Origin of the sequence: Streptomyces sp. 147326 (assembly GCF_045000215.1) — a bacterium.
Classification (GTDB): Bacteria; Actinomycetota; Actinomycetes; order Streptomycetales; family Streptomycetaceae; genus Streptomyces.
Window position 1 is genome coordinate 8,779,893 of record NZ_CP134201.1, and the last position, 16,900, is coordinate 8,796,792.

Below are 16,900 nucleotides of genomic sequence, written 5' to 3' on the forward strand. Positions count from 1 at the left end.
GGGACGAAGCCCCGATCTTTGTGGCTTCAGCCAGTACGACGGCCCGCCGCGACCCGTAGAGACTGCCAGTCAGAAGCCGCGGCGTTCCCCGCAGTCGGGGACCGGAAACCGCGGCCAAGGACATGCCGAAACGGGGAGTACGACACCATGAGCGCACAGCAGCAGTACGACGAGATCGGTGAGGCGTACGAGGGGTTCAAAGCCCTGCCGCTGGAGCAGTACGCGGTGGTGCCCAGCTTCCTGGCCCTGGTCGGGGACGTACGCGGCAAGTCGGTCCTCGACCTCGCCTCCGGCACCGGCTTCTACAGCAGGGAGTTCAAGCGGCGCGGCGCCGCCGAGGTGCTCGGCGTCGACGTCTCCGGTGAAATGGTCTCCGTCGCACAGCAGTTGGAAGAACACGATCCGCTGGGCGTGCGCTACGAGATCGGTGACGTGGCCGAACTGCGGCCCCTCGCCCAGCGCTTCGACGTCGGCCTGGCGGTCCAGCTGCTCAACTACGCCCAGGACACCGCCACCACGGAGCGGATGTGCCGCAACGTACACCGGAGCCTGAAGCCCGGCGGCGAGTTCTTCCTGCTCAACCAGTCACCCGACTTCCGCTTCGACGGGCCGACCCCCGAGAAGTACGGGTTCCTCTCCGTGCTGACCGGCGAGACGGCCGAGACCGGGCCGCAGGTGCGGACCACGGCCCTGCTCGACCAGCCGGTCTCCTTCGTCGCCAACCGCCCGCGCCGCGAGGTCTACGAGAAGAGCCTGCAGGCGGCCGGGTTCAGCGAGGTGACCTGGGTCCCGCTGACGGTGTCGGAGGCCGGCGTGCGCGCCTACGGTGCGGACTTCTGGGCGGACTTCCACGCCAACCCCCCGCTGGAGATGCTGCGCTGCCGCGCCTGACACCCCCACACCCGTGACCCGCCTCAGCCCGGCAGAGCGTCCTCGAGCAGTGCCAGCTCCCGCGCGCTCAGCGTGAGATCCGCGGCCTTGGCCGAGTCGGTGATGGACAGCGGGCGGCTGGCTCCCGGTACCGGGATCACGGCCGGGGAGCGGGCGAGCAGCCAGGCCAGGGCGACCTGCTGCGGGCTGACCCCGCGCCCGGCCGCGACACGGTGGAAGGCGGAGGCGACGGGCGTGGGGCCGGTGGGCCCGTCGAGGGAGCTGCGGGAGATGCCGCCCAGTGGGCTCCAGGGCAGGAACGCCAGACCCAGCCGGGTGCTCAGCCGCAGCTCGGGCTCGCTGTCGCGGACGGCGGGGGAGTACCGGTTCTGCACGCAGACCAGTCCGCCGCCGAGGATCTGGTGCGCCTGGCGGATCTGGGCGGTGGTGACGTTGGAGATTCCCGCGGCGCGGATCGTGCCGGCGTCGAGCAGCTCGCGCAGCGCGCCGACGGACTCCGCCCAGGGCACGGCCGGGTCCGGCTTGTGCAGCTGGTACAGGCCGATCGCGTCGGTGCCCAGACGCTTCGCGGAGGCCTCGGCGGCCCGCTTCAGGTGGGCGGGGGAGGCGTTGACGGTCCAGCTGCCGTCGCCGGGGCGGCCCCGGCCGCCCTTGGTGGCCACCAGCACCCGGGAGGTGTCGCCGCCGTAGCGGGCCAGGGCGCGGGCGATCAGCAGCTCGTTGTGGCCCGCCTCGCCGGCGCGCCAGTGGTAGCTGTCGGCGGTGTCGATGAGCGTGACGCCGGCGTCGAGGGCGGCGTGGACGGTGGCGATGGCCCGCCTCTCGTCCGGGCGGTGCTCGATCGACAGCGGCATCGCGCCCAGGCCGATGGCGCCGACGGCCGTGCGGGCGATGGTGCGGTACTGCATGGCGGCTCGATCCTCAGACGGTGGGTGACGGCTCGGCGGTCAGGGCTTCGGCGACGGCGCCGGGCAGCCAGTCGACGGTGCGGGAGAAGGAGAACCCCAGCTCCTTCGCACGCGCGTTGCTCATGGCGTAGTGGCGGTCGAAGGAGAACGCCGACGCCTCCCCGCCCGCCGCGACGGTCCGGTAAACCGGCTCCCGGCCCACCTGCGCGGCGACGACCGCGGCGAAGCCGTAGACATCGAGCGGGCCGTCGCAGCACGCGTTGACCGCACCGGTGAAGCCGGCCGCGGCCGCCCACAGCAGCAGGTCCGCCAGCTCCTCGTAGTGGATGAAGACCGTGGGCAGCACCTTCGCGTGCACAGCGATCTCCTCGCCCCTGGCGATGCGCCCCGCGTAATGCGCCAGCCGGCCGGTGAACTCCCGCGCACCGCCGCCGAGCACATGGGCGCTGCGCACACTGGCGAAACCGAAGCCGCCGGCGCGGGCGAAGACGGCCTCCGCCTGCCGCTTGCCCTCGGCGTAGTGCGCCTCCACGTACGCGTCGTCGTGCCAGGGAAGGTCCATGGCCACCGCCCAGGCGGCCGGGTCCACGCTCTCCTCCGGCACCGGCGTGCCCCGGGGCACGGCCGGCAGCGCCGCGGTCGCGGGATCGTAGACCTCGATCGTGGAGGTCATGACGTAGCGCCGGGTACGGCCGGCAAAGGCGCGGGCGGAGACGGCGGCCTGCACCGGGGTGTAGCAGACCTGGTCCACCACGACGTCGAAGCTGCGGGAGCCGAGCACGGCCGTCAGGGCGGCCTCGTCGTTGCGGTCCGCGACGAGGTGCTCCACGCCGGCGGGCGGCGGGGCGGAGCCGCGGTTGATCACCGTGACCCGGTGCCCCGCCCCCTGCAGACGCTTCACCAGGAGCTTTCCGAAGTACCGGCTTCCGCCGATGACGCAGATCCTTTGCATGCCCCCATCCTGGAGACCTATCGTCACCAGCAGAAGTCCCGGCCTACTGGATGCGTATGAAGGAAAACTGTTGATCGATGTGCAACGGCTCCGCGTCCTGCGGGCGGTGGCGGAGCACGGCAGCTTCAACCAGGCGGCCACGGCCCTGCGCCTCACCCCCTCGGCCGTCTCCCAGCAGGTGGCCGCCCTGGAGCGCAGCCTCAACACCCAGGTCGTCTCCCGCAGCACCCGCGGCGTCACCCTCACCCGGGCCGGCCAGATCATGGTCGGCGCAGCCGAATCCGTCGCCGCGGAGCTCGAACACGCACAACAGCAGGTCGCCCGGCTCAGCACCGGCCGTACCCGGCTCACCGTCGCCACCTTCACCAGCGGCGGCCGCCTCCTGCTGCCCGCCGCTCTCACCCGGCTCACGGCAGCCCATCCCGACGCCGTGCTCCACATCCGGGAAGGCGAACCCGAGGACACCCTGCCCCTCGTCCGCCAGGGCGCCGTGGACCTCGCCCTCGCCTACCACTTCGACGGCCCGCTCCCCGTCGGGCCGGGCGCCGGCTCCAGACTGCAGTGGACGCCGCTCCTGGAAGACCCCCTCCACGTCGTCCTGCCGCAAGGGCACCCGCTCGCCGGCCGCGACGCCCTCGACCTCGCCGAACTGGCAGCCGAACCCTGGGTGCTCGGCTGCCTGAAGACCGAGGCGTACCTGCGCCGCTACGCCGAGCGCGCCGGCTTCGATCCGCAGGTGCGCGGGACCACCACCGACTACTTCTTCGCCCGCTCGCTCGTCGCCGCGGGCATGGGAATCTCCCTGGTCCCCTCCATCGCGCTCGCCCCGCACGTCCCCGGCCTGTGCACCGTCCCCATCGCACCGCCGGGGCCGGTCCGCTACATCGGCGTCGCCGCGCTCGGCCGCGGCGACCGGCCCCACGTCACGACGCTCATCGACGCCCTGCGCGAGCAGGCGGTCCGGCAGCGCAAGGACGCTGCCGGCACGGCCCGGGGGCTGGGAGTCCCGGTCGGTCAGGGCCCGGTGTAGCCGCCGCCGACGGGAAGCGCGAGCCGGCCCGCGTCCAGGGCCGCGATCATCGCAGGGTCCACCGAGCCCGGGCACGCGGACGTGCCACCGACAGTGAAGAGAGCCGGCAGCGCCTGGCCGCGGCCCAGGACACCGCCCGGCCCGGCGGCCGGGCCGCAGCCGCACCGCGCCCTCAGTCGAACAGGTGCTCCCGATCGGCCAGTTCGCGGTCGATCAGCTCCTGTACGGCGGTACGCGTCATCTCGCTCAGCCCCCGGGCGGCGTCCCGGCGGGCGGCCAGGCCGTCGGGACGGGCCGGCGCCGGGATCGGTTCCCCGATGGTGATCGTCCAGTTGGACGGCAGCGGGAACGGCGTGGTGACCGGGAAGTACGGCACGCCGAGCAGCCGGGCAAGGGTCGGCACCTCGCCGAGCTTGGGGCACGCCTCCTCCGCGCCGACGATCCCGACGGGCACCACCGGGGCACCCGAGCGGATGGCGGCGACCGCGAAGCCGGGGCTGAAGGACCGCAGCCGGTACCGCTCGGTGAACGGTTTCTCCAGACCCGCGATGCCCTCCGGGTACACCCCGACGAGCTGCCCCGCGTTGAGGTGCTCGACACCGGCCGTCGGACCGATCGGCAGTGCGCCGTTACGGCGCGCGTGCCGCCCCAGGATGGGGGTGCGGAAGACGAACGGAGCCGCGAGGAAGCGCACGCGCCGGTCCAGCGCCCTTCCCAGCACCTTGTCCAGGACGAACGCGTCGAGGCCCCAGGCACCGGAGTGATTGACGGCGATCACCGCCGGGCCCTGTGCGGGGATGTTCTCCAGGCCGAGCGCGACCACCCGGAAGTAGTCGTCGACGAGCCAGTCGAGGAGGCGGTCCCACGCGACACCGCCGGCTTCGCCGAGCAGCCGTCTGGCGGAGCCGAGTTCGGCCCCGGTCGCCCTGATCATCTCGACCACACTGTCCCTCACGCCGGGACCTCACTCTCACATCGCACGCCGGCCGGCTCGCGGCCGGCGAGACGGTGTTCCGCCGGTTCAACGGCCGAGAGCCCTGTTGATCACGGCTGACCGGGACGGAAACCGCCCGAAGTCCTCCGTTCGAGGACCGGGGCGGAAGCGGCCCCGCGTACGGCGCTCAGTCCGCCAGCCACCTCGCGGCACTGCGCACCTCGGCGGCCGCCCTCGCACACCGGTCGGCGTGCGCGAGGAGGACCGTGCGGAACCGTTCGCCGGCCTCGCTCCCGTTCCAGCCGGCATCGGCGGCGCACGCGGAGAGGCTCTCGGCATGCCGGTCCAGCCGGTCCAGCCGGTCCGCGCCGGCCCGCCCCCGCGCCCCGTACGAGGCGAGCGGCGCGGCCACGGCCCGGGAATCGCCGGCGTCCGGCGGGCAGCCCACCGCGAACCGCGCAGGGGGAACCACAGGACGCACCGCGCCGGCGGCTGCGCGGACGACCTCCCGGCCGACGCGCGCGGCGAACCCGGCGACGGCGCAGCCGGACGGGTTCCCGCACAGCGCCCACGCCGGATCCGTACGCCCGTCCTCCGTACGCGGCCCCAACAGCGCCGGGTCGTACAGGATTTCCTCCCCGGCTCCGATCGCCAGGCCCTGCGCCCCGAACGGCGCGCGCAGCGGATACACCACGGCGGACAGCGGAGGGTACTGCTCCAGAGCCAGGTCCATGGCCCGGTCCGCGGCCCGGTCCAGAACCTGGCCGGCCGGCTCCCCGGCCGACGGCGCCGCCCCCGTGACACCCGCACGCGTTCCGCACGCGTCCGCATCCGTGCCGAGCAGGGCCAGGGCCTTCAGCGCCGATACGGCGGTGGCCGCCGACACCAGGGACAGCGCGTGCGCGACGGCCAGGTGCAGCTCCGGCACGCCCCGGTCCCCGGCCGCCAGCCGGCCGGCCAGGCAGCCGGGTTCGGGGCCGGCGAGGTACGGTGCCATCCGCCGTCGCACGGCCGCCGCCCGCGCCTCGTACGCACGCCCGCCCGCGGCGCCCGCCGCCGCCGAGACCATCTCGCTCAGCAGGGTGTCCTCGGCGGCCTCGGCGCCCAGTACGACGCGCCGGCTCAGCCGCAGCATGCCGGCCTGCCAGCGGTCCGGGTCCAGGGTGCCGTCCTGCCGTCGGGCACCGGTCACCGCGGCGAGGTGCTCGGCCACCTGGGCGCCCAGCCCGCCGGCGCCGCCCTGCGCGGGTGCCTCCCACGTGCCCGCCGGCACCACGTGCGGCGACAGCCCGGACCTGCGCCCGTCGGCCGCGAGAGCGGACGGGGTGCCCAGCGCCCCGGCGCCGTCGGCACCGGCCAGCAGGCTCTCGGCATCCGCCCGGGTCAGCGGTACGAGGAAGGCCCCGAAGGGCGTGCGCAGCCGCACCGGGCGCCCGGCCCGGCCGCTCCTCAGGTGTGCCATCAGCCGGTCCGTCAGCCCGTCGCGGGTCAGCGCGTCCAGGCCGAGCGTGCGCGCGGGCAGGTCCGCCCACGGCATCCGCCGGGCCGCCAGCGCGGCGCTGAACAGCACGTTCTCCAGGGGCCAGGCCGTCTCGGGCCGCGCCGCCGCCGTGGCCGGGCCGTCGGCATGGGTCATCGGTCGCTCTCCCTCGTGGTCATGCGCTCGCTCGTCACTTGTCACGGAGCATGTACGGCTGGTTCCCGACGACTTCGCCGTCGTAGGCCCTGATCAGTTCGTTCACCCGGTCCCGGTGGTGCGCCATCTCCCCGCGCAGGCTGTCGGAGTACGCCTGCGGCGCGTGCGACAGCGGATAGTCGTAGGACTCGTCCAGCCAGGTCAGTTCGACCCAGCCGGCGGGGATGTCGTGGGGAGAGGCGGGCCCGCGCCCGTCGAGCATGGGGATCACGTCGTGCTTGTTGACCAGACTGATCACCTGGGTGGTGTGGTCGGCCGGGCGCTTGTTGTCGATGGGGGAGCCGAGCGTGACGACGTGGGTGATCCGGTGGGCGGACGCCAGCTCCACGTCCATCGCCAGGTTCATCGCCGTCAGTCCGCCCAGGCTGTGCCCGACGAGCATCAGCTCCGACCCGGCCGGCACCCCCGCCCGCCGCAGCAGCTTCCGCGCCGCGCGCGTGTACGTCGTATCGGAGCGCAGGAACCCGTCGAACGCGCCGATCAGGTCCTGCGGGGTGCTGTTGCTCGGCAGGACGAAGCTCGTACCGGGCAGCAGCAGCACGTACTTGACGCGGCCGTCGGCGCACTCGACGCGCCGCAGCAGCACCAGCCCGTGGTTGCCGAGCGCACCGATGTCGTTGATGTAGCTGACGATGTCGTTGCGGGACGTCGTCAGGACCTTCGCGAGGATCGAGTCCGGCTCGGTCCGCTCCGCCCGCCCGGGGCCGGGGTTGAGGCGGGCGAGCAGCGAACTCGGCAGTCCGAGGAAGGGATCCGTGGTCGGCACTCCGCCGGCGAGCGTCACCCAGGAGAAGCCGTCGTTGACCGGGTTCTCGTCGAGCAGCCCCAGCAGCGCCAGCAACTCCATGATCACCGGGCTGACGGTCGTCAGGGCGCGCGTCACGCCCAGCCGCTCGACCAGCGCGTGCAGCGCCCGCAGCGCCTCCCACCGGTTCCCCTCCACCATGGCGTCGGTGAGCCGCCTCGCCAGTGCCGAGCCGAGGTTCGGGTGCTCCACCACCGCCGCCTCGATCCGCAGCGCGAAGGCGTCCACGGCCATGGACACCGCGGCCGGCCGGCGGTAGGTCACGCTCCCCGCCATCCGGGCCAGCTCCCCGGCGAGCCCGCCGTTGGGACCGAACCCGAGCCCCGAAGGGCTGGTCAGCGCCCTGGCGCAGGACACCGCCGTGCCGAGCGCCCACCCGGGACGGCGCAGGGCGGCCAGACCGAACCGCCAGCTGCTGAGCGCCCCGGTCAGTTCCGCACCGGCCCGCTTCGCACTGAGGGCCGCATCCGCCAGCAGAACGGACGCCGCGACCAGGAGTTCCGCGTCGGGTCCCGCCGCCACGGGCCCACCGGCTCCGGGAACGGCGCCGGGCCCGCCGGCGGCCGGCCTGCTCTGCCCCGGAACGGTCCCAGCCGCTTCATCGGCCACCTGAGGCGCCACGCTCTGCGCTGCCACGGTCTGCGCTGCCACGGTCTGCGCTGCCACGGTCTGCGCTGCCACGGTCTGCGCTGCCACGGTCTGCGCTGCCACGGTCTGCGCTGCCACGGTCTGAGGTGTCACGGTCCTCCCTCTCGTCCCTGTGCGGTGTTCGCCGCCCCGCCCCCCTTTCGCCGGGCATGCTGGCACCGAAAGTGATCCACTGCGCGCACGCGTCAGGCCGCGGGCAGCCGCGATCCGCCCCCGGACCACCACCGAAGGGCCCTACGGCCCCGGATCCACGGGCTGCCGGGCGGGCGCGGCCGTACCGTTCCGCCTCGCGGAATCCGCCGGCCCGGAGGGGATGAGCCGCGGACCACGGTGTTGACGCGCGCCGCTCCCGGCCGCCGCGGAGGGGGCCGGCCGTTCCGTGCGCGCGCCGCCTCCGGTCAGGGCAGGAGGCCCGCCGGAAGGTATTCCGCGTAGGCCGCGGCCGGCGGGTCGGAGGCCTGCCGGACCAGGTCCCACACCCGGTCCGACTCCGGATCGGGCTCCGGATCGGGCTCCGGGTCCTGCAGGGGCGTGCCGAGGCGGTCGGCGACGTCCTTGCGGAGGGCCGGGAGCAGGGCGTAGAGGCGGTCGCCGGGGCAGGAGGTGGCGTTGAAGTCGCGGTGGCCGTAGATCTCGGAGGCGGGCAGGCCGTACTGGCCGCAGACGTGGGCGCACAGGTCGGCCAGCATCGCGTACTGCGCCGCCGGCGGGGCCTGCGAGGTGTACGTGCCCTCGTTCTCGATGCCGATCGACACGGTGTTCTGCCCGACGCAGTGTGCCGCGCGCACCTGGCGGGTGCCGGCGCGCAGTTCCGCGAGGCTGTTGTGGCGGCCCTCCAGCACGAAGGCCCCGCGGCTGACGGTGAAGTGCTGACCGGTGTCGATCCAGCCCTGCGCGTCCATGTGGTACGTCTGGATCGCACGGGCCAGGGCGAAGGCGCGCTGCCTGGAGTAGTCCGTCACGTTCGCCGTCGCCGTGTGGTGGACGACGATCCGCTCCGGGCGGTTGGCCAGGACGACGACGGGCTCGGACGGGGCCCGCGCGCCCCAGGCGGCGCAGCCGATGACGTCCGGGCCGGCGGCGGAGTGCGCGCGCCCGGCCGCGGCCAGGGGCAGTGCCGCCGCGGCGGCCAGGGTGAAGCCGCCGGTGAGGACCGACCGGCGGGTGTGCAGTGCGGAGAAGGTCATACGGTGCCCGTTTCCGTAAGGAGGCTGCCCATTGAAGGGACCCCGGCCGCACGGGCCGCGCAGACACACCGGGCCGCGGACGGACTGGCCCCGGCCGGCCGTGCCGTGAGGGGCCTCGTGCACCGTGAAGCCGTGCCGCGCGCCGTCCAACTCCACCGGTTCGGCGGGCGGGTGGCGGCGGAGCCCGCGCCGCCTGCGTCCGGGCAGGTGCGGGACGGGTCTACTCACGGACTGGTTACCGTCGGGCCTTGTTGCCCGAGCGAGCGGTTGCCGCCGTACCTGCCGGGAAAGGCGAGAGGGGCTCCGGGCGGTGCCCGGAGCCCCTGCGGGCCAGGTGAAACCGGTTACCACTTGTTGTGGCAGTTCCAGTGTCCCGGCACCCAGTGGGTGTCGTGGTGGCCGGGCACCCAGTGGTTCTGGGACCAGCCGTGGCCGTACCAGCCGGGGTGCCAGTGGCCCCGGTGGTCGTAGTGGCCGGGGTGCCAGGTGCCGTGGTGCCCCTTCTTCTCGTAGTGGCCCTTGACCCACGTCTTGGCCCAGTGCCCCTTGGTCCACGAGCAGCGTTCGTGGCGGTCCGACCGGTGCTTGTTGTTGTCCCAGCGGTCGTGCCGGTCACGGTCACGGTCCCCGTTCAGAGCAGTGGCCACCGATGCCGATGCCGATGCCGGTGTCGAAGCGGCGGCGGCCGTGCCGGTGGCCGCGAGCGTGGCGCCGCCCGAGAGCAGGCCGGCCACGGCCGCGCCCGCGAGAAGGCTGCGGGTCCGCACGGAAACGGTCATGGGTCTCACCTCCTTCTGCTTCACGAATGAGCGGATGCTCGGCCCCTGCTTCCGCAGGGGGCTCGTGAAGGGATTCGGCACCGGCCGCCGGAGGGATTGGAAAAGCCTCAAACCAACATTTAGTCGGATGAGTCGGCTGGACCGGCGCCCTGGTCCCGTTCCCGGTCAGACGGGGAGGGGGAGGCGCAGCAGGGGGCTGGTGGTGGGCGCGGGGGAGCCGCCCGCGGGTTCGAGGGTGAGACCGACGGCGCGGGCGCTGTCGGGACGTCCTTGCATGACGACGGCGCCGTCGCTGTGGACGAGGCCGGCGGAGCGCTTGGTGCCGTGGTCGTCGAACCAGAGCTGGTAGGTCTTGCCGGCGGGAGGGACGGGCAGGCCGCTGCTGGCGAAGACGGCCTGGTCGCGCAGTGCCGAGGTGGTCACGGACGTGGTCGCTCCGGTGGTGGTGCGTCCGTGCACCGTCCGCGCGTCGGGGGCGGCCATGACGGCGGCCAGCTCCTGGGCCTGACGGGTGGCCTGCCGGGCCTGCGTACGGGCCTGTTCGGCCTGCTGGTACTGGTACGCGGCGAGTCCGCCGAAGGCCGCGGCGGCGGCGACGCAGGCCGCGGCGGCGAACGCTCCGGCCCTGCGCCTGAGGACCGCGGTGAGCCGGGCCGGCGCGGTGGGCCGGCCGGGCGGGGACGGCTGCGGGACGGTTTCGATGCGGTGCAGGACCGCCTGCCTCATCGGGGCGGGTGCGGGCAGGGCGGCCGCCGCGGCCAGACGCGCCACCGTCGCCTCGAACTCGCCGACCTCCCGGGCGCAGGCCGCGCAGTGCCCGAGGTGTGCGGTGAAGGCGTGCAGCTCCTTGCCGGTGAGTGCGTCGAGTGCGTACGCGCCGGTGAGGGTGTGCAGGTCTTCGTCGTGCTTCACGCGGTCACCCCCATGCAGTCGCGCAGCCGGATCAGTCCGTCGCGCATCCGGGTCTTGACGGTCGCGAGCGGGGACCCCAGCCGGTCGGCGACCTCGCGGTAGGTCAGGCCCCGGTAGTAGGCGAGGGTCACGGCCTGGCGCTGGAGTTCGCTCAGGCTCCCCAGGCAGCGGCGCACCTGCTCGCTCTCCAGCCGGCTCTCCACCTCTTCGGCGACCTCGTCGAAGGGCCGGTGCCGCTCGCGCACGGCGGTGGCGTGCTCGCGGTCGGAGGAGGCCTGGGCGGACCGGACGCGGTCCACCGCCCTGCGGTGCGCGATCGTCGCCACCCACGTCATGACGGTCCCCTGCTCCGGGCGGTAGCGGGCGGCCTGACGCCACAGGTCGATCATCACCTCCTGCGCCACCTCCTCCGACTGGGCCCGGTCCCGGACGACCTTGACGACGATCCCGAACACGGTGGCGACGACCGCGTCGTAGAGGACGGTGAAGGCGTCCTTGTCGCCGTGGCCCACCCGCTCCATCACCTCCTGCAGCCGCGGGCCGCCCGCGTCCGCACTGTGGAACCGCAGGGGCTGTGTCACCGGCGCCCCCTCGCGCGTCGCCGGGCGCCGTACCGCGGCCCGGCGCCGCGGCCGCCACGCCCGCCCTTGTGCCTCGATGCCATCAGCCGCTCTTTCGCCGAGAAGAAGGACCGGCCCCGTCCCGGGGCCGGCCGTGGTGCTCCGCTGGTCTCACCTCTTCTTCGTAGCGGGCATTTGTACGGATTGCCCCGATCGGTAACGCCGCACCCCGCCCGTCATCCGATCGAGCGAAACCGGCGTCCGCAGGCCGGGCTACTTGAGGTAGGGCTCGAGGAGCCTGCCCCATGACCTCTCGATCTGCTCGTACTCGTGCCGGCAGCCCTCGGCCCGGAGTTCCGGCAGTACACCGTCCGGATTGCCGACGGCGATGACGACCGACCTGAAGGCATCGGGGTCCGAGCCGTACAGCCAGCAGATCTCGTTGTAGAAGCGCTGGGCGCTGAGCGAGTGCTCGTCGGAGAAGAGGCCGGAGAGGTCTCCGGCCTCTTGGGCGTCGGCCAGGGCGCCCCATGTGTTGAGGGTGCTCACCGCGTAGTCGATGTGCCGCTCGCCGCCGGTGGCGAGCAGCATCGTGGCGAGCTGGTCGACGGCGTCCTCCTCCTTGCCGGTGATCGGCAGGTCGTACATGTCGACCAGGCCGTGACCGAGCTCGTGCAGCAGCACGCCGTTGGAGAACCCGATGATGTCCTCGTCCACGGCCCTGGCCCGCTCCGCCGCGCCGCCGGAGCCCTCCCGGGCGGCCTGCTCCTGGAAGATGGGTCTGGTCTCCTCGACGAGCTCGTAGCAGTACGTGATGTTCCTCGTCTGCGGGTCCCAGGAGGCGTTCGCCCCGCCGCAGCTCTTCGCGATCAGGGGCACGTCGTAGGACAGTGCGATCCGGTCGTCGACGAAGGCGGCGACGCGTTCCAGGACCTCGTTGTCCTGCAGGAATCTCTGGATCCGCCGGTCCTGGGCCGTCCTGCCGGTGTCGTACCGAGGGATCAGCCGGCCGTGGCCCGCCGGGGCGGACGCTGATGCCGGGGCGGCGGGGGACTGCGCCGCGGTGTTCGTCTTCGGGCCGGTGGGGCCGTCGCCGGCGGCCGAGCAGCCCGCGGCGGCGGCGATCACGGACACGGCCGTGACCGTGACGGCGGCCACCGCCCGCATTCTGGCTGCTCTCACCGCTGTCACCTCTCGGCGCGGTACGTCCTGCGTCACAGCCTGCTGCCGCGGTGCCGCCCCGGCCCGCGCATGTGCGCCGGCCGGGTGAAAACGCGGCACCGGCCGGCGCGGCCGGCCCCGCACCCCGCCGGGAATACCCCGGACGCACCCCCCGTTCCCAGTATGGTTGAATTATCAACAATCTTGGGAAGGGGAGCCATGCAGTTCGGGATCTTCACCGTCGGTGACGTCACGGCCGATCCGACGACCGGACGCGTGCCGGGCGAGCACGAGCGCATCAAGGCGATGCTCGCCATCGCACAGAAGGCCGAGGAGGTCGGCCTCGACGTCTTCGCCACCGGCGAGCACCACAACCCGCCGTTCGTCCCCTCCTCACCGACGACGATGCTCGGCTACATCGCCGCACGCACCGAGAACCTGATCCTGTCCACCTCGACGACGCTGATCACCACGAACGACCCGGTGAAGATCGCCGAGGACTTCGCGATGCTCCAGCACGTCGCGGACGGCCGCGTCGACGTCATGACGGGCCGCGGCAACACCGGCCCGGTCTACCCCTGGTTCGGCAAGGACATCCGCGACGGCATCGACCTCGCCATCGAGAACTACGCACTGCTGCGCCGCCTGTGGGACGAGGACACCGTCACCTGGAAGGGCAAGTTCCGCACCCCGCTGCAGTCCTTCACCTCCACCCCGCGCCCGCTGGACGGCGTCGCACCCTTCGTGTGGCACGGCTCCATCCGCTCGCCGGAGATCGCCGAACAGGCCGCCTACTACGGCGACGGCTTCTTCCACAACAACATCTTCTGGCCGGCCTCCCACACCGAGCAGATGGTGAACCTCTACCGGCAGCGCTACGCCCACTACGGGCACGGCACCCCCGAACAGGCCATCGTCGGACTCGGCGGCCAGGTGTTCATGCGCAAGAACTCGCAGGACGCGGTGCGCGAGTTCCGCCCGTACTTCGACAACGCGCCGGTCTACGGCCACGGCCCGTCCCTGGAGGAGTTCACCTCCCAGACACCGCTGACCGTCGGCTCGCCGCAACAGGTCATCGAGCGGACCCTGTCCTTCCGGGACTACGCCGGCGACTACCAGCGCCAGCTGTTCCTGATGGACCACGCGGGCCTGCCCCTCAAGACCGTCCTGGAACAGCTCGACCTGCTCGGCGAAGAGGTCGTGCCGGTGCTGCGCAAGGAGTTCGCGAACCTGCGCCCGGCCGGCGTACCGGACGCGCCGACCCACTCCGCCCGCGTGACGGCGGCCCGCCAGAGCGCGAAGGAGGAGAAGCAGGCATGAAGCTCGCCGTCGTATCGGCCGGCCTGAGCTCGCCCTCCTCGACCCGCCTGCTCGCCGACCGCCTCACGGCCGCGACACTCAGCCACGTCAACGCCGCGCCCGAAGTGATCGAACTGCGGGACCTGGCGACCGGGATCGCCCAGCACTTCGTCACCGGCTTCCCGCCCGCCCGACTGGCCGCCGCACTCGACGCGGTCGCGGCCGCGGACGGCCTGATCGCCGTGACACCGGTGTTCGCGGCGTCGTACAGCGGCCTGTTCAAGTCGTTCTTCGACCTCATCGACAAGGACGCCCTCACCGGGAAGCCGGTGCTCATCGGCGCGACCGGCGGCACGGCCCGGCACTCCCTGGTCACCGAACACGCTCTGCGCCCGCTGTTCACCTACCTGCGCGCGCTCGTCCCGCCGACCGCCGTGTACGCGGCCTCGCAGGACTGGGGCGAGGAGGGACTGGCGCAGAGGATCGCCCGTGCGGGCGCGGAACTGGCACGCCTCATGGCACCCGCCGCCCGCGACACCACCCCGGACACCGCCCCGGACCCCGACACCGCCGGGGCGATCGCACCCCGTTCACCGACAGGGGCGATCACCTCGGCGAATCCGGCCGGCGGCTTCGAGATCGTGCCCTTCGAACAGCGGCTGGCCGCGCTACGGGCCCGGTAGCCGCAGCCGCTCCGGGACCCGCCCCCCTTGCCGCGCGGATCCCGTCACAGCGCGGGGCTGTCACATCCGGCGGGTCTGCCCGGTCTCCGCTACGGAAGGCGGCGCGAAGCCGACAAACGAAGCCGACGAACGAAGGGGGACGCTGATGAAGACCCTGCTCGTCTGCACGTCCGTATCCCACGGCAACACCCGTCGCGTGGCGGAGGCGATGGCCGACGTGCTCGACGCCCGCGTCGTCGCGCCGCAGGAGGCGGCGGTCGCGGACCCGGCAGGCTACGACCTGGTGGGCTTCGGCTCCGGTGTCTTCTCCCAGCGGATGCACCACGACCTGCTCGGGTTCGTCCGCGCGGTGCCGGCCTCGCCGGGGCGGGCCTTCGTCTTCGCCACGAGCGGCCTGCCGCAGTTGCCGTTCGCGCCGTTCACCCGCCCGCTGGTACGGCTCCTTCGAGGCAAGGGCTTCGCGGTCGAAGGCACCTTCACCTGCCGCGCGTTCGACACGTGGGCGCCGTTCAGGCCGGTCGGCGGCACCAACAAGCACCGTCCGAACGAGGACGACTTGACCGCCGCCCGCGCGTTCGCCAGGGGACTCACGAACGGCTCCACCACCCCAGCCTGAGCGGCCCCCACGGGGTGTACCTGGATACACCCCCTCCGGCACCCACGTGCAAGGACGCCCCCGGCCCCGACCGGCAGAGCCGACCGCTACCGCGACTGGGCCGCCCGCTGGACCGGAACCGTGATCAGCCCACCGCGACCGCTCCCACCCCGCCCGGCCCCACCCGCCAACACCGCCGGCCGCCACCGGCAGGCCCGCGCCCTCCTCGGCGACGACGGGTTCTGGCACGACCTGCGCTGGGCCTGGGCGGAGCCGTGGACGGGCGCACTGCTCGCCGCCGTGCCCCTGGCCCTCGTCGGGTACGGCCTCTTCGGCGCGGCCGTCCAGCCCTTCGTCTGGCGGCTCCTGGGCGACGGCAACTGGTACGCCTTCATCCTGGTCGACTCCACCAGGGCGGTGCTCGCCGCACTCCTGCTCGGCCTCGCATGCATCACCGCCGGCCTCAGGCTGGCCCCCGCCACCCTGCGGCTCCACGCACGCTGGAGCAGACGCCTGCTGGCAGCCCCGCACACCACCGAACTCGTCCGCCGCATCGAACACCTCGCAGGATCCCGCGCCGACATCCTCGACGTCCAGGCCGCCGAACTGCGGCGCATCGAGCGGGACCTGCACGACGGGGCACAGGCCCGCCTCGTCGCCCTGGGCATGACCCTGGACGAAGCCACCCGGCTCCTCGACCGCGACCCGCCGGCCGCCCGCGCACTGCTGCACGAGGTACGCGCCCTCTCCCAACGCGCCCTCCAGGACCTCCGCGAACTCGTCCACGGCGTCCTGCCCCCGGTCCTCGCCGACCGCGGCCTCGGCGACGCGGTCCGCTCACTGGCCCTCGACAGCCACCTCGACGTGCACGTCGAGGCGGCCCTGCCCGGCCGGCTCCCGGCCCCCGTGGAATCCGCCGGCTACTTCGCCGTCGCCGAGCTCCTCGCCAACGCCGCCAAACACTCCGGCGCCCCCGAGGTCCGCATCCGCCTCAGCCACACCGGCGACGCCCTGCGCGTCACGGTCACCGACGAAGGCCGCGGCGGCGCCGACCCCCACGGAAGCGGACTGCACGGCGTACGGCGCCGCCTGGACCCCTTCGACGGAACCCTCGTCCTGCACAGCCCGCGGGGCGGCCCGACCACCGCGACCTTGGAGATACCGTGCGCGTCGTCCTCGCCGAAGACCTCTTCCTCCTCCGGGACGGACTGGCCCGCACCCTCCAGGAACACGGATTCGAGGTGATCGCCGCAGTCGACAACGGCCCCGCCCTGCTCAGAACACTCCTCGAAGAACAACCGGACGTCGCCGTCGTCGACATCCGCCTGCCCCCCACCTTCACCGACGAAGGCCTCCAAGCCGCCCTGGAAGCACGCCGGTCCCGGCCCGCGCTGCCGGTCCTCGTACTCTCCCAGTACGTCGACCAGCTCTACGCCCACGAACTGCTCGCCGGAGGCCAAGGCGCCATCGGCTACCTCCTCAAGGACCGGATCACGCACACCACCCAGTTCGTCGACGCGGTACGCACCGTCGCCGCGGGCGGTACGGTGATGGACCCGCAGGTCATCGCACGGCTGCTGGCCCGCAGCGACGCCCGCGGCACCACCGCCCAGCTGACACCGCGCGAGTTGGACGTACTGGCCCTGATGGCCGAGGGCCGCTCCAACGCGGCCGTGGCGCAAACCCTGTTCATCAGCGAAAGCGCCGTCGCCAAACACACCGCCGCCATCTTCACCAAACTCCGCATCGAACCGTCCGCGGACGACAACCGCCGGGTCCTGGCCGTCCTGGCCTACCTCAAACGGTAGCCACCGAACCGGGAGCCGCGCGGCCTGGACCCCCGACAAGATGCCGCTGCCG

At 73.2% G+C, this 16,900-nt stretch carries 17 protein-coding genes; 7 read left to right on the forward strand and 10 right to left on the reverse strand.

Annotation, left to right across the window (positions count from 1 at the left end):
- Window positions 1-147 precede the first annotated feature (147 nt).
- Window positions 148-891 (forward strand): class I SAM-dependent methyltransferase, encoded by a 744-nt coding sequence (locus RIU97_RS40820; RefSeq protein ID WP_404962559.1) that lies wholly within the window; start codon window positions 148-150, stop codon window positions 889-891.
- 23 nt (window positions 892-914) lie between these two features.
- Here RIU97_RS40820 and RIU97_RS40825 read toward each other — a convergent pair whose 3' ends face one another.
- Together RIU97_RS40825 and RIU97_RS40830 are read right to left on the reverse strand one after the other, a co-directional pair.
- Entirely contained in the window at window positions 915-1,799 is an 885-nt protein-coding gene (locus RIU97_RS40825; protein WP_404962560.1) for an aldo/keto reductase, read from the reverse strand.
- A gap of 13 nt (window positions 1,800-1,812) precedes the next feature.
- Window positions 1,813-2,751: an NAD-dependent epimerase/dehydratase family protein gene (locus RIU97_RS40830; protein WP_404962561.1), complete on the reverse strand. Its 939-nt coding sequence runs from the start codon at window positions 2,749-2,751 to the stop codon at window positions 1,813-1,815.
- Window positions 2,752-2,821: 70 nt separating this feature from the next.
- On the opposite strand from RIU97_RS40830, the gene RIU97_RS40835 reads away from it, so the two are divergent.
- Window positions 2,822-3,781, forward strand: a complete 960-nt coding sequence (locus RIU97_RS40835) for a LysR family transcriptional regulator (RefSeq protein WP_404962562.1) — start codon at window positions 2,822-2,824, stop codon at window positions 3,779-3,781.
- A gap of 172 nt (window positions 3,782-3,953) precedes the next feature.
- Here the strand turns inward: RIU97_RS40835 and RIU97_RS40840 are convergent, their stop codons facing one another.
- The 8 genes from RIU97_RS40840 to RIU97_RS40875 form a co-directional block, all read right to left on the reverse strand.
- A complete protein-coding gene (locus RIU97_RS40840; RefSeq protein WP_404962563.1) occupies window positions 3,954-4,736 on the reverse strand; it encodes a lysophospholipid acyltransferase family protein in 783 nt (260 codons plus the stop codon).
- A 166-nt stretch (window positions 4,737-4,902) separates the two neighbouring features.
- Window positions 4,903-6,351, reverse strand: coding sequence for a hypothetical protein (locus RIU97_RS40845; RefSeq protein WP_404962564.1), 1,449 nt, complete (start codon window positions 6,349-6,351; stop codon window positions 4,903-4,905).
- Window positions 6,352-6,385: 34 nt separating this feature from the next.
- Window positions 6,386-7,942: a lipase family protein gene (locus tag RIU97_RS40850; protein ID WP_404962565.1), complete on the reverse strand. Its 1,557-nt coding sequence runs from the start codon at window positions 7,940-7,942 to the stop codon at window positions 6,386-6,388.
- Window positions 7,943-8,262: 320 nt separating this feature from the next.
- Window positions 8,263-9,051, reverse strand: a complete 789-nt coding sequence (locus tag RIU97_RS40855) for a peptidoglycan recognition family protein (protein ID WP_404962566.1) — start codon at window positions 9,049-9,051, stop codon at window positions 8,263-8,265.
- 344 nt (window positions 9,052-9,395) lie between these two features.
- Window positions 9,396-9,830, reverse strand: a complete 435-nt coding sequence (locus tag RIU97_RS40860) for a hypothetical protein (RefSeq protein WP_404962567.1) — start codon at window positions 9,828-9,830, stop codon at window positions 9,396-9,398.
- Between the two features lie 165 nt (window positions 9,831-9,995).
- Window positions 9,996-10,742, reverse strand: coding sequence for an anti-sigma factor domain-containing protein (locus RIU97_RS40865; protein WP_404962568.1), 747 nt, complete (start codon window positions 10,740-10,742; stop codon window positions 9,996-9,998).
- Window positions 10,739-11,323 carry an ECF RNA polymerase sigma factor SigK gene (gene sigK / locus RIU97_RS40870; protein WP_404962569.1) on the reverse strand — a complete coding sequence of 195 codons (585 nt, stop codon included), beginning with the start codon at window positions 11,321-11,323 and terminating at the stop codon, window positions 10,739-10,741. Before sigK ends, RIU97_RS40865 begins: the two co-directional genes overlap by 4 nt.
- 252 nt (window positions 11,324-11,575) lie before the next feature.
- Window positions 11,576-12,484, reverse strand: a complete 909-nt coding sequence (locus tag RIU97_RS40875) for a DUF4344 domain-containing metallopeptidase (protein WP_404962570.1) — start codon at window positions 12,482-12,484, stop codon at window positions 11,576-11,578.
- Window positions 12,485-12,682: 198 nt separating this feature from the next.
- Here RIU97_RS40875 and RIU97_RS40880 point away from each other — a divergent pair, with 198 nt between their 5' ends.
- From RIU97_RS40880 to RIU97_RS40900, 5 genes are all read left to right on the forward strand, one after another.
- On the forward strand, window positions 12,683-13,783 hold the full coding sequence (locus tag RIU97_RS40880) for an LLM class flavin-dependent oxidoreductase (RefSeq protein ID WP_404962571.1): 1,101 nt from the start codon (window positions 12,683-12,685) through the stop codon (window positions 13,781-13,783).
- Window positions 13,780-14,445: a CE1759 family FMN reductase gene (locus RIU97_RS40885; protein WP_404962572.1), complete on the forward strand. Its 666-nt coding sequence runs from the start codon at window positions 13,780-13,782 to the stop codon at window positions 14,443-14,445. The genes RIU97_RS40880 and RIU97_RS40885 overlap by 4 nt, the downstream gene beginning before the upstream one ends.
- A 145-nt stretch (window positions 14,446-14,590) precedes the next feature.
- Window positions 14,591-15,061, forward strand: a complete 471-nt coding sequence (locus tag RIU97_RS40890) for a flavodoxin family protein (protein WP_404962573.1) — start codon at window positions 14,591-14,593, stop codon at window positions 15,059-15,061.
- Window positions 15,062-15,085: 24 nt separating this feature from the next.
- Complete coding sequence (locus RIU97_RS40895) at window positions 15,086-16,285, forward strand: sensor histidine kinase (protein WP_404963110.1); 1,200 nt, start codon at window positions 15,086-15,088, stop codon at window positions 16,283-16,285.
- Window positions 16,204-16,848: a response regulator gene (locus tag RIU97_RS40900; protein ID WP_404962574.1), complete on the forward strand. Its 645-nt coding sequence runs from the start codon at window positions 16,204-16,206 to the stop codon at window positions 16,846-16,848. The genes RIU97_RS40895 and RIU97_RS40900 overlap by 82 nt, the downstream gene beginning before the upstream one ends.
- Window positions 16,849-16,900: the final 52 nt, after the last annotated feature.